The organism is Ruegeria sp. CDSC042 (assembly GCF_059610745.1).
Genome location: NZ_JBXWOF010000004.1, coordinates 71,021 through 86,624, shown reverse-complemented (window position 1 = coordinate 86,624; position 15,604 = coordinate 71,021). Strand labels below are relative to the sequence as shown.

The following is a 15,604-nucleotide window of genomic DNA, read 5'->3' as shown; positions in this document are numbered from 1 at the left end:
GTCACTCCACCGTTACGGATTTCGCCAGATTGCGCGGCTGGTCCACATCCGTGCCCTTGGCCACCGCCGTATGATAGGCCAGCAGCTGAGCGGGCACCGAATAGAGGATCGGCGCAAGGCTGGGGTGCACATGCGGCATGCGGATCGTGCTCCAGACCCCGTCTTCGGCCTCGGCGATGCCGTCATCATCGGACACCAGGATGACTTTACCCTTGCGTGCCATGACCTCTTGCATATTCGACACGGTTTTGTCGAACACCGTGTCTCGCGGGGCCAGAACCACCACGGGCATGTGTTTGTCGATCAGGGCAATGGGGCCGTGCTTTAGCTCACCCGAAGCATAACCTTCGGCATGGATATAGCTTATTTCCTTGAGTTTCAGCGCCCCTTCCATCGCCAGCGGGTACATCAGGCCGCGTCCCAGAAACAGAACATCGCGCGCCTCGGACAAGCGCTGGGCGGATTTCCTGATAGCCCGGTTCTGATCCAACGCGGTGTTCAGCACCGAAGGCAGCCCGCGCAATGCGGCGGCGTGATCGGCAAGTTCCTCGTCGCTCAACGTGCCACGGTCCGCGGCAGCCTTGAGCGCCAGCATCAGCAACACGCTCAGCTGACAGGTGAAGGCTTTGGTCGAGGCGACGCCTATCTCGACCCCGGCATGGATCGGCAGGGCGATGTCACTTTCACGTGCGATCGAGCTTTCTGGAACATTGACGACTGAGACGACCTTGTCCGCTTTGCCGTCGCAATACCGCAGGGCGGCCAGCGTATCGGCGGTTTCACCCGATTGGCTGACAAACAGCGCCATAGTGCGTTCCGGGATCGGAGGTTCACGATAGCGAAATTCGCTGGCGATATCGACTTCGACCGGTATTCTGGCAAGTTGCTCGAACCAGTATTTGGCGGTCAAACAGGCGTAGAAAGCAGTCCCGCAAGCGACCATCGTCAGACGGTCCAGCTTGGTGAAATCCAGATCCCCCGGCAGAACGACCTGATCCCCGGCAGAGGGCAGGTAGGACCGGATCGCCTCGGCAACCACAATCGGCTGTTCCGCGATTTCCTTGGCCATGAAATGCTTGTGCCCGGCCTTGTCGGCGCGGCTGTGATCCACTTTGATCTTGCGGGTTTCGCGATTGGCAAGCTCACCTGCCTCGTTGCGGATTTCCAGCGATGTGCGGGTCAGAACCGCACGGTCACCTTCTTCCAGATAGGTGATGCGATCCGTCAGCGGCGCTAGCGCGATGGCGTCCGAGCCGACAAACATCTCTCCGTCCCCGTGCCCGATTGCCAGTGGCGAGCCTTTGCGCGCGGCCACGATCAGGTCATCTTCGCCGTCAAACAGAAAGGCCAGGGCAAATGCGCCGACCAGCCGGTCGATGGTTTTATAGGCGGCTTCAACCGGGGGCAGCCCTGATTTGAGGTAATGTTCAGCCATCAGGGCGACGGTTTCCGTATCGGTTTCGGTTTCGAACCCGATCCCGTGTTCCGCCAGCTCTGTCCGCAGCTCCCGATAGTTTTCAACGATGCCGTTGTGAACAACGGCAACCGGCCCGGCCCGGTGGGGATGCGCATTCGAAACTGTCGGCGCGCCATGGGTGGCCCAGCGGGTATGGCCGATACCGGATTTACCCGGAAGCGGGTCATGCACCAGCAGGTCGCTGAGGTTTACCAGCTTGCCTACAGCCCGACGCCGACCCAGGGATCCGCCATTGACCGTAGCAATGCCTGCACTGTCATACCCCCTGTATTCCAGCCGTTTTAGGGCCTCGACCAGGATAGGGGCAGCTTCGTGCTTGCCCAATACGCCTACAATCCCACACATCTGTCAGGCTCCTTTGTCGCGACGAGCCTTCTTCGCCGTCAACATGTCAAACAATTTACGCGCATAACCGGGCTTGTTGTCCTGCTTGGCGCGCGCAACGGCCAAAGCATCCGCTTCCACATCGCGCGTCACCACGGTTCCGGTGGCCGTCATCGCGCCGTCACCAATGGTGACAGGTGCCACCAACATGGTGTTCGATCCGACAAAGACGTTCTGGCCGATGGTCGTTTGGTGCTTCATCACGCCATCATAGTTGCAGGTGATCGTGCCCGCGCCGATATTTGTCGCCGCCCCAACCGTTGCGTCCCCGATATAGCTGAGATGGTTGACCTTGGCGCCTTCGGCGATCTCAGCATTCTTGATTTCAACAAAATTTCCGACGCGGGTGTTTTCTGCCAGCTCAGCGCCGGGGCGCAGGCGGGCATAGGGGCCGACGATGGCGCCGCGGCTGACATGGCAGCCCTCAAGATGCGAAAACGCGCGGATCGTTGCACCGCTTTCCACCGTGACACCGGGGCCAAAGACCACGTTGGGTTCGATCACCGTATCGCGGCCAATGACGGTATCAGCGGCCAGATAGACGGTTTCCGGCGCCATCAGCGTGACCCCCAAATCCAGCAGTTCGGCGCGGGCACGGGCCTGAAAAACCGCATCCGCAGCGGCCAGGTCAACGCGTGAGTTCACACCCAGCGTCTGTGCCTCGTCACAGGCGACTGCGGTGACATTCAGGCCACGGGATCGGGCGATTGCCACGACATCCGGCAGGTAATATTCACCGGCGGCATTGTCATTTCCCACGCTGTCGATCAGCGAAAACAGTAATTCAGCGTCACAGGCCAAAAGACCAGAGTTACAAAGTGTTATATCGCGCTCTTTATCCGAGGCGTCTTTGTATTCGACGATGCGTTCAAGGGCCTGTCCGTTCATGACCAACCGGCCATAGCGTGCAGGATCTGCGGCCTCAAAACCCAGAATAACCAGATCGTTCTTGGCCCGCGCTTCGATCATACGTTCCAACGTATCGGGTTGCAAAAAGGGCGTGTCCCCGTACAGAACAACCACGTCGCCGTTGAAACCCTGCAGCGCTTGGCGCGCCTGTGCGACAGCATGGGCGGTGCCCAGCTGTTCGGCCTGAATGGCGATTTGTGCGGTCTCGTCCTCGGCCAGGGTCGCTTTGGCAACGGCTTCGGACCCGTGCCCGGTGACAATGACGGTCCGCTCGGGCGACAAAACAGCACCAGCGCGCATGGCATGGACCAGCATAGGCGCCTGAGCAATCGGGTGCAGGACTTTCGGGATATCCGAATTCATCCTGGTGCCTTTACCGGCAGCAAGGATGACAAGGGCGATACTCATGAAATCGTTTTCTCTTTGTGTTTTGTTGCAGTCCGTTTTATCCGCTGAGGGTAAAGTCGCAAGCGGTTCAGCCATCAAACTAGATTGCCGTTTGCAACAAGACGTGGCGAAAACCCGCCGAGGCAGGAGGCGTAATGCGAACAGTCATCTTTGATCTGGACGGGACACTGGCGGATACTTCCGGGGATTTGCTGGAGGCCGCAAACCATTGTTTTCGCGATATGGGGCACGGCGATGTGCTGGTCCACGGGCAGGATGCTGGTATCGCTTTGCGTGGTGGGCGGATGATGCTGACCCACGGTTTGAAGCGGGTTGGGGCCTATGACGAGCAGGCTGTTCACGCTTATTACCCGATGCTTTTAGAAGCGTACTCGGAGGCGATTGACACCCATACCCGGTTTTATCCGGGCGCGCTGGACGCGGTTGGAAAGTTGAAAGAGGCAGGCTATGGCGTTGGTATCTGCACTAATAAACCCGAGGCTCTGGCACATCAGCTGCTGACCCAAATGGGTGTGCGCGACCGGTTCGGCTCACTCGTCGGTGCGGATACTTTGCCGGTTCGCAAACCCGATCCGGAGCCCCTGCGTGAAGCTGCCCGCCGGGCCGGCGGACACCCGGATCTGTGCGTTCTGATCGGGGATTCCGACACCGACCGGAATACGGCGCGTGCTGCAGGTGTACCTTCGGTGCTTGTAACATTCGGGCCATCTGGCGACGACATGGCTGCGCTGAAACCCGAAGCGCTGTTGCATCATTTTGATGACCTGCCGAAACTTGTTTTTGATTTGGTCGGAGCTGCAGCCTGACCCCTTGACCCCGGCCCATCGCGGCCTCAAGAGCGAAAAGATGACTGAGAAGTTTACTGGCAATTTCACCCAGCAGGAACCAATCCCGGATGAGGCGATCGAGGCGGCTCTGGCCGTTTTGCGTCATGGCCGGCTGCACAGATATAACGTCTCGCCCGGCGAACTGGCCGAGACCGCCCTGTTAGAACAGGAATTTGCCGCGCAGACCGGCGCAAAATATTGTCTGGCGGTCTCTTCGGGCGGCTATGCACTGGCGACAGCATTGCGCGCGATAGGGGTGCAGCCCGGAGATACGGTTCTGACCAACGCTTTCACCCTGGCGCCGGTGCCGGGGGCGATTGCCTCGATCGGAGCCAAGCCGGTATTTGTCGGTGTGACCGAAGCGCTGACGATTGATCTGGATGATCTCGAAAGCAAACTGGATCAGTCAGATGTGCTGATGCTCAGCCATATGCGCGGGCATCTGTGCGACATGGATCGGTTGATGCAAATCTGCGATGCCGCCGGTGTGGCCGTGATCGAAGATTGCGCGCACACGATGGGCGCCGCATGGCGCGGGCAAAAATCCGGACGGCAGGGCGTTATCGGGTGTTATTCCTGCCAGACCTACAAGCACATAAATTCCGGTGAAGGCGGGTTGTTGATTACCGATGACGAGGAACTGGCTGCCAAGGCGACGGTCCTTTCAGGATCCTACATGCTGTATGAGCGCCACCTTGCAGCGCCGGGCCCAGAGGTGTTCGAGCGGATCAAGTACACCACGCCCAATGTCTCAGGGCGCATGGACAATTTGAGGGCCGCGATCCTTAGGCCGCAACTTCGCAACCTGGAACAACAGATTGACCGGTGGAATGAGCGCTATGTCGAGATCGAAAAAGGGCTGCGCGGCACGCCGGGTCTTACCATTGTCGAACGACCCGAGGCGGAAACTTATGTGGGCTCGTCTATTCAGTTCTTGCTGCTGGACTGGTCACCCGAACGGATTGCTCTTGTGATGCAGCGCTGCGCGGCGCGTGGTGTGGATCTGAAATGGTTCGGCGGAGCAGAGCCCACCGGGTTTACCTCGCGCTATGACAGTTGGCGATATGTGGAAAGCGCGCCTCTGCCTGCGAGTGACCGCATTTTGACCGGGATCATGGATATGCGGGTGCCATTGACTTTTTCACTGGATGATTGCCGGTTGATCGCACGGATCATTCGCTCCGAGGTCGGCGCGGTGTTCCAGTCCTGATCACATTGCCTGTGATTCGAGCGGGGATTTTTGGTTCTTCCGCAGCCGCTCGACCAGTCGTTTTTGCAGCCGATTTTCAGGGATCGGATAAGACGGCACCGTATTTTTGGCTTCCAGCAGATTTGGAAAGATCATTTGGATTTCTTCGCGGGCCTGCGCCGTAACGGATGCCAGTGACGTGTCGGTCAGCAACAGGCTTTCGCTCGGGGCGCCATTTGCAAAAACGATTTCGTGGTTGTCGAACAGCAGGTGGTAATACACAACCTGATCAAGGCTGTTTTCTATATCGATCCCCGGCAATTCCGACAGCTTGATGGCCGCGACCAGCACATCCGGCGATCCGAACATGCGCTGCGCCACCGCCGAAGAGATTTGCATTCTGTGCTGCCGGGAAACCAATAGATCCTGTTTCGGCAAACCGTCCCCCAATGCGGATTTCGCGATTCGAACCGGATTCAGGTTTGGATTGATTGCCAGATCGGTTGCCGAAAGATGCCGCTGTCCGATCCATCTGACAGGTTTCAGCCCCGATCGGGTCAGCACAAGATCACCTTCACGCAAGGTTTCAACGGGACGTTCCCCGAGTTCCGTCTCGATCAGGGTGCCCTGACAAAAACACACCAGTAACTCGATGTTATCGACAATGGCGCCAAGGCTATCATTAAGGCCAAGTTCGGTAAGGCGCAGAGTATAGTCACCGGCGGAAGGGAAATCGACCTGCATGGTGAATGTGGAAAAGCTGTTCGCAGTCGGCAGAACAGTCATCGAGGCGATAACGACGCCGTTGCTGTCCAGAATCTCGACGGTAAATCCTTCGCTGCCTGCATTCGAGTTAGATGCCGTCCTAAGTGCGGAATCCAGGCTAAGCTCGCCGGATTTGGGGTCATCCAGCGTAAAGGTTTGCTCCATCACCGTGACTTGGCTTGCGTTGCCATCCATTTCGGCCACACGATTCGATGAACCATTCCCGAGATAGGCGCCCTCAGTGTGGTCAGCTTCGATATCCGTACCAGACCAATTTGCGGAACCGCTATTAAAAGTACCATTTACGATGACGTTGGTTGGGGCCATTCGCAGAATCCTTGAAGCAAAAACCTTAACGGCTTTGGCGATCTAATCGTCGAGTATGGTGAATTTGTGACGCTCCGGATCGGCTCGCGGGTGAACCTTTTTCGGTCAGCGCTTGACCCGGGTTCATGGTCATGGCAGATTATTTGAACAATCGTTCATTTACTGGGAGAGTTCGATGTTCACGGCGGCCATGCAATTCGATCTGGGTGAAGATGTGAACGCACTGCGTGAAATGGTGCATCGCTGGGCGCAAGAGCGGGTGAAGCCGATGGCCGCGAAGGTCGATGCCTCGAACGCGTTTCCGAATGAACTTTGGCGCGAGATGGGTGAGTTGGGCCTGCTGGGAATTACAGTGTCCGAGGAATATGGTGGCGCGGCCATGTCCTATCTGGCCCATACCGTCGCGGTCGAAGAAGTGGCCCGGGCCTCTGCCTCAATCTCATTGTCATACGGGGCGCATTCAAACCTGTGCGTCAATCAGATCAAGCTGAACGGCAGCCCAGAGCAAAAGGCGAAATATCTGCCTCGGTTGATTTCCGGCGAACATGTGGGCGCGCTGGCCATGTCTGAGGCGTCCGCCGGATCAGACGTCGTTTCGATGAAGCTGAAGGCGGAAAAGCGCAACGACCACTACCGGCTGAACGGAAGCAAGTACTGGATCACGAACGGGCCGGACGCGGATACTCTGGTCGTTTACGCCAAGACGGATCCTGATGCTGGATCCAAAGGGATCACCGCCTTTCTGGTCGAAAAAGAGATGACGGGCTTTTCCACGTCGCCCCATTTCGACAAGCTGGGCATGCGCGGATCAAACACGGCGGAATTGATTTTTGATGACGTCGAGGTGCCCTTTGAAAATGTTCTGGGCGAAGAGGGTAAGGGTGTCGCGGTTCTGATGTCAGGGCTGGACTACGAACGCGTTGTGCTCGCCGGGATCGGAACCGGAATCATGGCCGCCTGTCTGGACGAAGTCATGCCGTATTTGGCCGAGCGCAAGCAGTTCGGCAAACCGATTGGCAGCTTTCAGCTGATGCAAGGCAAGATTGCTGACATGTACACGGCCACGAATTCTGCCCGGGCTTATGTCTACGAGGTCGCCAAGGCCTGTGACCGTGGGGATGTGACCCGGCAAGATGCGGCAGCGTGCTGTCTGTATGCTTCGGAACAGGCCATGACGCAGGCCCATCAGGCAGTCCAGGCTATGGGCGGCGCGGGGTTCCTGTCGGATTCGCCGGTCAGCCGCATTTTCCGCGACGCCAAGCTGATGGAAATCGGCGCCGGCACTAGCGAAATCCGCCGGATGCTGATCGGACGGGAATTAATGAACGAAATGCTCTGAGCAAAAAAAAACGCCCCGCCGACGAGGGAACGGCAGGGCGTTCTGTGTAAAGGATCAGAAGCGGTGAACGTAGGATACGCCGACCAGCCAAGGATCGATTTCAGCGGTGCCGATATCGGTGCCGTTCAGTTTGACGTCCGAGTCGATGTCGAACCAGCGTACGTTCAAACGCACGGCGCCTTTTTCGGTGACCATATAGTCCAGACCGGCCTGCAGTGCGAGGCCGACCGAGTTGTCGAGTTCGAGATCACCCAGAGCCGATTTTTCGTCGAAGAAGATGGTATAGTTGATGCCCGCGCCGACATAGGGTTTCCAGACCGAGTTGGTCGGGAAGTGATAGTTCAGCGACAGTGTGGGCGGCAGGTGTTTGACGGTCCCTGCGTCGAGGCTGCCACCCAGTGTGACCTCATGGCTGAACGGTGTGGCGGCCAGCAGCTCGATACCCAGATTATCCCGAACGAAATACTCGGCAGTAAAGATCGGGCGTGTGTCGGAATCGACATCTGCATCCAGCCCGGCGAGGGACCCATTGTCGGATTTCGGGTCGAGATAGCCGACACCGACACCAACGGTCCAGTCGCCCTGATTTTGGGCGAAAACGGGCGCAGCAAACGCGACGAGCGCGGTCGAAAGAGTCAAAGCGGCGAGTTTCTTGGTCATTTTACGGCCTTTGGATTTGTTGATGACCGGGTTTTGCATGAAGCAGAGCCCGCCGACTCTGATCTGCATCAAATTCCCGTGACCGTCTTTGGTGGCTCGATTCAGAAAAGACATAGAAAAACAAAGGGTTTCGGTAATGTGTCCCGCTGAAGGCATACCTGGTTTGCATCAGGGTGGGGGCTGGGATCTGCCGGACCGGTTGAACATGGCGCGGCAATGCTTGGAACAGCCCCCAGAGCAGACGGCGATCATCGATCTGACCGGGGGTGAGGGCAAGGTCGTCACGTTTGCACAACTCGGACGCTTGGCCGATGACATCGCACTCGCCTTGCTCGATCGGGTGCGGCCTGGGGATCGCGTTGGAGTACTGCTCAGCCAGTCACCCGGCTGCGCGGCGGCGCATCTTGCGATCTGGAAGATCGGCGCGATTTCGGTGCCTTTGTTTAAATTGTTCAAACATGACGCGCTGGCCTCGCGTGTCGCGGATGCAGGGGCGCAACTGGTGTTGACAGACGCAGAGGGTGCTGCGCTGCTGGGGGATTTGGCCGTACCGGTTCGGGTCGATCAGATAGCTCCGTCTGATGATCCGGTGCCCTTTGCGGATACCGGCCCCGAGGATCCGGCAGTTCTGATCTATACTTCCGGCACCACGGGCAGCCCCAAAGGCGCGCTGCATGGGCATCGGGTTTTGACCGGCCATTTGCCGGGGGTCTCGATCAGCCACAACCATCTGCGCGAAGGTGACTTTCTGTGGACGCCCGCCGACTGGGCATGGATTGGCGGGTTGTTCGATGTGTTGATGCCAGGGCTGGCGCTGGGCATTCCGGTGGTCGCGGCCCGGCTCGAGAAATTCACCCCCGAGGCCTGTGCGGATGTGATCGCACGTGGCGGGGTACGGAACGTGTTCTTTCCGCCTACCGCATTGCGGATGCTCAAGGCCACGGATCAGGCGATCCCCGGTCTGCGCTCGGTCGCTTCCGGAGGGGAGCCGCTGGGTGCCGAGATGTTGGAATGGGGGAAGCAGGCGTTCGGCCTGACGATCAACGAATTCTACGGTCAGACCGAATGCAACATGGTCGTGTCTTCCTGCGCTGAGGATTTTCCGGTGCGCCCGGGTTGCATCGGTAAACCGGTTCCTGGGCATGAAGTTGCAGTGATCGACCAGGATGGCCAGCCCACAGATCAAGAGGGCGACGTGGCCATCCGCCGAGGCTCGGCCTCGATGCTGCTGGAATACTGGAACCGACCTGAGGCCACGGCCGAGAAGTTCCGCGGCGATTGGCTGATCACCGGAGATCGCGGCATGTGGGAGGGTGAGTACTTACGCTTTGTTGGCCGCGATGACGATGTGATCACTTCCGCCGGGTATCGCATCGGCCCTGCTGAGATCGAGGATTGCCTGTTGACCCATCCGGCGGTGGCGACAGTTGGTGTGGTCGGTAAACCTGATCCTTTGCGGACTGAGATTGTGAAGGCCTATGTCGTGTTGAAACCGGGAGCCACGGTTGCGGAGCGAGAGTTGCAGGATTGGGTCAAGGATCGTCTGGCGCAGTATTCCTATCCGCGCGAAGTGGCGTTTCTGGAAGAATTGCCGATGACGGTGACGGGGAAGGTGATCCGGAAGGATTTGAAGGCGCGTGCGGTGGGTGAGGTAAGGCAATGAGTCGAATGTTAGTCAGCATCGCATTTTTCTTTGCAACATTTCCGTCTTTCGTTGCAGCTGGAGATTTTCGCCTTGCTGATGCGTTGATGAAATCATGCCTTCAAACCTTTTCGGAGGTCCTAATTGAGACACTGGAAAAAGTGACCGATGAAAGCACATTGATTGACGTTCGTGGTGCAGCGTCTCAGGATGTGGCGCTTTGTGCGGGGCTCGCAATCGATGTTTGTTCTGTTGGTATTCTGGAAAGTCAGGACCAGTGCTTTTCTAAACTCGAAATGAGTATCGACGAAATTCGACAAAAAACGATCACGAATCTTCCCGAGACCATCTCTGGCACATTTCGATCCCGAAGTTACCGATTCGCATTTGCCCGCGCAAAAGAACCGGCAATACGCCTTGATCCAAGCCCTACGGTTCCACCGCAACTGACCAGTGTGCTGTCCGAGGCGATGCGCCTCGCAGACGCGCGTACGGCGCAGCGACTCCAGATTTACGCTCAAAGAGAGGTTCAGGAATGAAACTCACATCCAAATCCATGCCCGCCTCCGAGGGTTTCAAAGCAAACCGCGCGGCCCATCTCGACGCGCTGGCGCAAATCTCTGCCGCTGCGGAAGCGGCCCGTCTGGGCGGGGGTGAAAAATCCCGCGCGCGGCATGAATCCCGTGGCAAGATGCTCCCCAGGCGCCGGGTTGCGAACCTGCTGGACCCAGGGTCCCCGTTTCTGGAAATCGGCGCGACGGCGGCGCATGGGATGTATGGCGATGCCGCGCCAAGCGCTGGTGTGATTGCGGGCATTGGCCGGGTGCAGGGGCGCGAGGTCATGGTGGTTTGCAACGACGCCACCGTGAAGGGCGGCACTTATTATCCGATGTCGGTCAAGAAACACCTGCGCGCGCAGGAGATTGCCGAGGAAAGCCAACTCCCCTGTATCTATCTGGTCGACAGCGGCGGGGCGAACCTGCCCAACCAGGATGAGGTCTTTCCCGACCGCGACCACTTTGGCCGCATCTTCTATAATCAGGCCCGGATGAGCGCGAAGGGTATCCCTCAGATCGCGGTGGTCATGGGTTCGTGTACGGCGGGCGGGGCCTATGTGCCCGCGATGTCGGATGTGACGATCATCGTCAAAGATCAGGGCACGATCTTTCTGGCAGGTCCGCCTTTGGTCAAGGCCGCGACCGGGGAGGTTGTCAGCGCCGAGGATCTGGGCGGTGGCGACGTCCATACCCGTCTGTCCGGCGTGGCCGATTACCTGGCTGAGGACGACGCCCACGCGCTGGCCTTGGCGCGGCAGGCGGTGCGTTCTCTGAATCTGCGCAAACCGCAGACCGTGGATTGGGCCAGCCCCGAAGACCCGGCTTATGACCCCGAGGAAATTCTGGGCGTTGTTCCCGCCGACCTGCGCACGCCCTATGATATCCGCGAGGTGATCGCGCGGCTCGTCGATGGCTCTCGGTTCGATGAATTCAAACCGCGCTTTGGTGAGACGCTTGTGACCGGGTTTGCCCATGTCAAAGGCTGCCCCGTTGGGATCATCGCCAACAACGGCGTGCTGTTCTCGGAGGCGGCCCAAAAGGGCGCGCATTTTGTTGAGCTGTGTTCGCAACGCAAAATCCCGCTGGTCTTCCTGCAAAATATCACCGGCTTTATGGTGGGCCGCAAATACGAAAACGAAGGCATTGCGCGGCACGGGGCAAAGATGGTGACAGCCGTTGCTACGACTTCGGTACCCAAGATCACCATGCTTGTCGGGGGCTCGTTCGGGGCCGGGAACTATGGCATGGCCGGGCGGGCCTATCAGCCCAGGTTCCTGTGGACTTGGCCGAACTCGCGTATTTCCGTAATGGGGGGCGAGCAGGCGGCGGGCGTGCTGGCCACCGTCAAACGAGACGGGATCGAGCGGCAGGGTGGCAGTTGGTCGGCTGAGGAAGAGATCGAATTCAAGCGCCCAACATTGGATATGTTCGAGGAACAATCTCACCCACTCTATGCCTCGGCGCGCCTATGGGACGACGGCATCATCGACCCGCGCAAAAGTCGCGATGTTCTGGCCTTGTCGCTGAGTGCCGCCCTGAATGCCCCGATTGAGGAGACACGTTTCGGCGTGTTCAGGATGTAGATACGATGAATCTAAAAAAGAAAATTCTTGATACCATGCCTGAGGTCAAAGTGCCGGACCTCACTAAAAGAGCCGAGATTTCTGTTTTTCTGGTGCACAACTCTCGCGATCCGGAGGACTACTTTTTTCTCTTTGATTTCGAGGAATTTGTTGATCGGTCGAATGGCGGCTACTTCGTTCGCCCGGCGTTAAAGATATTCTCTGGGCGAGACGATTTCAGTCGCGTTCGGTTTGCGCGCGAATTTCGCCAGGTTTTTGCGCGTGAATTTGATCGGATGCGTGCAGAACTCGCAGCCGAGAAGGGTAAGCGTGGTTGGTTGAGTTGGAGTTTCGGATTGAACTCGGCTGTGGATATCGTTGGCGGATTGGTCGGTAATTTAATTTTGGCAATCGCCCTATCCGTAGGGAAGAAAGTGTTCGGTGACATCGCTTTGCCACGCATCTTGATGGGTAAAAGCGATGAAGCCAAGCTTGCGGACGAAATTGACAGAACAAAGACTAAGGTCGAAGGCGCGCTGGCTGAGATCGAGATCACTATTCACCCCGAACTTTATCACCACGCATATCGCGATGGTCATCTTGGCAAGATTAGCGGCATGGATCGGGATGCATGGCCGTTGCCGAACTTTGTTCGCGTGCATTTGACAGACGAAAAGAGTGGGTCATGGTGGTAGGAGGCGATCAATGTTCAACAAAATCCTGATTGCTAACCGGGGCGAGATTGCCTGTCGGGTGATGGAAACGGCTCAGAAAATGGGTGTGTCCTGTGTTGCAGTGTATTCGGACGCGGACGCCTCGGCCAAGCATGTGCAAATGGCGGATGAGGCGGTGCATATCGGTGGAGCGGCCCCGGCGGACAGCTATTTAAAGGGTGATGTGATCATTCAGGCAGCGTTGGATACAGGCGCGCAGGCGATCCACCCCGGCTATGGGTTTCTGTCTGAAAACCCCGGTTTCGTTGACGCGGTTGAGGCTGCGGGTCTGATCTTTATCGGGCCCTCGGCGGATGCGATCCGCAAGATGGGCCTCAAAGACGCGGCAAAAGTGTTGATGGAGCTGGCGGGCGTGCCCGTGGTTCCGGGTTATCACGGCGATAACCAAGACCCTGATCATCTGGCGGGCGCGGCCCAGACCATCGGCTATCCAGTGCTGATCAAGGCCGTTGCTGGGGGCGGCGGCAAGGGGATGCGGCTGGTAGAGCACCCCGAAGACTTTACTGAGGCTCTAGACAGTGCGCGGGGAGAGGCGAAAACCGCCTTTGGCAACGATGCCGTTCTGGTCGAAAAATTCGTTTCCAAGCCTCGGCATATCGAGGTGCAGGTGTTCGGCGATGGCACCCAAGCGGTACATTTGTTCGAACGCGATTGTTCGCTGCAGCGGCGGCACCAGAAGGTGATCGAAGAGGCCCCGGCCCCTGGAATGACAGCCGAAATGCGCGAGGCCATGGGGCAGGCTGGCGTGCGCGCCGCCGAGGCGATTGGCTACAAGGGCGCAGGTACAGTTGAGTTCATCGTTGATGCATCGGACGGGCTGCGCCCGGATCGGTTCTGGTTCATGGAGATGAACACGCGCTTGCAGGTGGAACACCCCGTGACCGAGGCGATTACCGGCGTTGATCTGGTCGAATGGCAGTTGCGAGTCGCTTCGGGTGAGGCGTTGCCAAAAACGCAGGATGACCTGACGATCAACGGGCATGCCTTCGAAGCCCGGCTTTACGCCGAGGACGTGCCCAAAGGGTTTCTGCCCGCAACAGGTACGCTGACACATCTGCGCTTTCCTGCGGAATGCCGCGCCGATAGCGGAGTGCGGTCCGGCGATACAATCAGCCCCTGGTACGATCCGATGATTGCCAAGGTCGTGGTGCATGGCCCGACGCGTGCAGTGGCGCTGGAAAACCTGCACCGGGTTCTGCGGCGGACCGAGGTTGCCGGGACGGTCACGAATCTCTCGTTTCTTGGCGCGCTGACCCGGCACCCTGGATTTGCGGCGGGCGATGTCGATACCGGGCTGATCGGTCGGGATATCGACGGGCTGGTCCGAACTTCTGATGCGCGCGCGCGCTTGATTGTTGCAGCAGCCATGACGGCGCTTGATCTGGTCGAGACCGGGCCCGACACGGGTTTCAGCCTGTGGGCGCCGCTGCACCGGGCCGTCCAGTTGAAGTGCGATAGCGAGCTCATTGATCTAGACGTACAGGTCGAAGGACCTGACCGGCAGGTCTGGCAGATCAAGGACACAACGGTTCTGGCGCAACGGCGCAATGGAGGCTGGTACATTGATGACCGCCCGATGCCGCCCGTGGCACTGGCTGGTGCGACAATCACAGTATTCGATGACTATGGGCAAGTGTTTGAGCATGTCGATCCGCTGGATCGCGATGCAAGCGCCTTGGGTGATACCAATGTGGTCGAGGCGCCGATGCCCGGTCTGGTCAAGGCCATGTTCGCCACCGTAGGGCAAGCCGTTTCAGAGGGTGATCGACTGGCCATTCTGGAAGCGATGAAAATGGAACATTCCTTGCTGGCTGCCCGTGATGGCGTGATCGCCGAGGTGCTGGCCGAAACGGGCGCTCAGGTCGAGGCCGGCGCGGCGCTGGTCCGGCTGGAGGAGGAATGATCTGTCCCGCTGCGCCGCAACGTGGCACAGTCGGGACAACACGGCATAACGGGAGGCGAAAGCTATGGGTGAACGGGTCGACATTTTTGAAGTAGGGCCACGTGATGGGCTGCAGAACGAACTGCGGGAAATTCCTGTTGCCGAGAAGGTCGCTCTGATCGATTGCCTGAGCAAGGCGGGCTTCAATCGGATCGAAGTTGCCAGTTTTGTGTCTCCGAAATGGGTGCCCCAGATGGCTGGCAGTGCCGATGTTCTGGCCGGGATCCAGCGGGTTGGTAAGGTGCGCTATGCGGCGCTGACGCCGAATATGCGCGGGTACGAGGACGCCTTGTCTGCCAAAGCGGATGAGATTGCCGTATTCGCATCTGCCTCGGAAGGGTTCTCGAAGGCCAATCTCAACGCGACCATCGCCGAATCCATTGAGAGGTTCAAACCGATCCTAGAGGCTGCGCGCCATATTGACCTGCCGGTGCGCGGTTACGTGTCCTGCGTGACCGACTGCCCCTATGATGGTCCGACCCCACCCGAGAAGGTGGCCGAGATTGCGGACACATTATTTGCGCTGGGCTGCTATGAGGTATCGCTGGGGGATACGATCGGGCAGGGAACACCGGACACTATCGCCCATATGCTTCTGGCGGTGCGTGAGACGGTGCCTGTTACCCGCTTGGCGGGACATTTCCACGACACCAATGGTCGGGCCATCGACAATATCGACGCTGCATTGGCGCTGGGCGTGCGGACATTTGACTCAGCAGTCGGGGGGCTGGGCGGTTGCCCCTATGCACCCGGCGCCGCAGGGAACGTGGCCACCGAAGCCGTGGTCGCGCATCTAGAGCGTCTTGGATACGAAACGGGGCTTGATCTGGGGATCGTGGAACAAGCGGCACAAATGGCACTGGCCATGAGGGCGGAGTAGGC

The 15,604-nt window shown here is 58.5% G+C and carries 13 protein-coding genes; 9 read left to right on the top strand and 4 right to left on the bottom strand.

Annotated elements, in window-relative coordinates:
• Position 1 precedes the first annotated feature (1 nt).
• Complete coding sequence (gene glmS, locus AC2FHX_RS10225; RefSeq protein ID WP_281994883.1) at positions 2-1,822, bottom strand: glutamine--fructose-6-phosphate transaminase (isomerizing); 1,821 nt, start codon at positions 1,820-1,822, stop codon at positions 2-4.
• Positions 1,823-1,825: 3 nt separating this feature from the next.
• Complete coding sequence (gene glmU / locus AC2FHX_RS10220; protein ID WP_496701727.1) at positions 1,826-3,178, bottom strand: bifunctional UDP-N-acetylglucosamine diphosphorylase/glucosamine-1-phosphate N-acetyltransferase GlmU; 1,353 nt, start codon at positions 3,176-3,178, stop codon at positions 1,826-1,828.
• 134 nt (positions 3,179-3,312) lie between these two features.
• Between glmU and AC2FHX_RS10215 the strand changes: the two genes are divergently transcribed.
• Both AC2FHX_RS10215 and AC2FHX_RS10210 read left to right on the top strand, forming a co-directional pair.
• The gene (locus AC2FHX_RS10215) at positions 3,313-3,984 is read left to right on the top strand and encodes an HAD-IA family hydrolase (protein WP_142634920.1); all 672 of its coding nucleotides are present in this window, start codon (positions 3,313-3,315) and stop codon (positions 3,982-3,984) included.
• A 40-nt stretch (positions 3,985-4,024) separates the two neighbouring features.
• Positions 4,025-5,215 carry a DegT/DnrJ/EryC1/StrS family aminotransferase gene (locus tag AC2FHX_RS10210; protein WP_271950215.1) on the top strand — a complete coding sequence of 397 codons (1,191 nt, stop codon included), beginning with the start codon at positions 4,025-4,027 and terminating at the stop codon, positions 5,213-5,215.
• On the opposite strand, the gene AC2FHX_RS10205 is transcribed toward AC2FHX_RS10210, so the two are convergent.
• Complete coding sequence (locus AC2FHX_RS10205) at positions 5,216-6,286, bottom strand: Hint domain-containing protein (protein WP_496690858.1); 1,071 nt, start codon at positions 6,284-6,286, stop codon at positions 5,216-5,218. It abuts the gene before it with no gap.
• Positions 6,287-6,461: 175 nt separating this feature from the next.
• On the opposite strand from AC2FHX_RS10205, the gene AC2FHX_RS10200 reads away from it, so the two are divergent.
• On the top strand, positions 6,462-7,625 hold the full coding sequence (locus AC2FHX_RS10200) for an isovaleryl-CoA dehydrogenase (RefSeq protein ID WP_496690857.1): 1,164 nt from the start codon (positions 6,462-6,464) through the stop codon (positions 7,623-7,625).
• Between the two features lie 54 nt (positions 7,626-7,679).
• Here AC2FHX_RS10200 and AC2FHX_RS10195 read toward each other — a convergent pair whose 3' ends face one another.
• Positions 7,680-8,285, bottom strand: coding sequence for an OmpW/AlkL family protein (locus AC2FHX_RS10195; protein WP_271950306.1), 606 nt, complete (start codon positions 8,283-8,285; stop codon positions 7,680-7,682).
• Between the two features lie 136 nt (positions 8,286-8,421).
• Here AC2FHX_RS10195 and AC2FHX_RS10190 point away from each other — a divergent pair, with 136 nt between their 5' ends.
• The 6 genes from AC2FHX_RS10190 to AC2FHX_RS10165 all read left to right on the top strand — a co-directional run bounded on the left by AC2FHX_RS10190 (position 8,422) and on the right by AC2FHX_RS10165 (position 15,602).
• The gene (locus AC2FHX_RS10190) at positions 8,422-9,948 is read left to right on the top strand and encodes an AMP-binding protein (RefSeq protein ID WP_142634914.1); all 1,527 of its coding nucleotides are present in this window, start codon (positions 8,422-8,424) and stop codon (positions 9,946-9,948) included.
• 5 nt (positions 9,949-9,953) lie between these two features.
• Positions 9,954-10,466, top strand: coding sequence for a hypothetical protein (locus AC2FHX_RS10185; protein WP_142634912.1), 513 nt, complete (start codon positions 9,954-9,956; stop codon positions 10,464-10,466).
• Positions 10,463-12,067: a carboxyl transferase domain-containing protein gene (locus AC2FHX_RS10180; protein ID WP_496690856.1), complete on the top strand. Its 1,605-nt coding sequence runs from the start codon at positions 10,463-10,465 to the stop codon at positions 12,065-12,067. Before AC2FHX_RS10185 ends, AC2FHX_RS10180 begins: the two co-directional genes overlap by 4 nt.
• Before the next feature lie 5 nt (positions 12,068-12,072).
• On the top strand, positions 12,073-12,741 hold the full coding sequence (locus AC2FHX_RS10175) for a hypothetical protein (RefSeq protein ID WP_496701731.1): 669 nt from the start codon (positions 12,073-12,075) through the stop codon (positions 12,739-12,741).
• A 10-nt stretch (positions 12,742-12,751) separates the two neighbouring features.
• Complete coding sequence (locus tag AC2FHX_RS10170) at positions 12,752-14,683, top strand: acetyl/propionyl/methylcrotonyl-CoA carboxylase subunit alpha (protein WP_496701733.1); 1,932 nt, start codon at positions 12,752-12,754, stop codon at positions 14,681-14,683.
• A gap of 64 nt (positions 14,684-14,747) precedes the next feature.
• Positions 14,748-15,602: a hydroxymethylglutaryl-CoA lyase gene (locus AC2FHX_RS10165; protein WP_496701735.1), complete on the top strand. Its 855-nt coding sequence runs from the start codon at positions 14,748-14,750 to the stop codon at positions 15,600-15,602.
• Positions 15,603-15,604 lie beyond the last annotated feature (2 nt).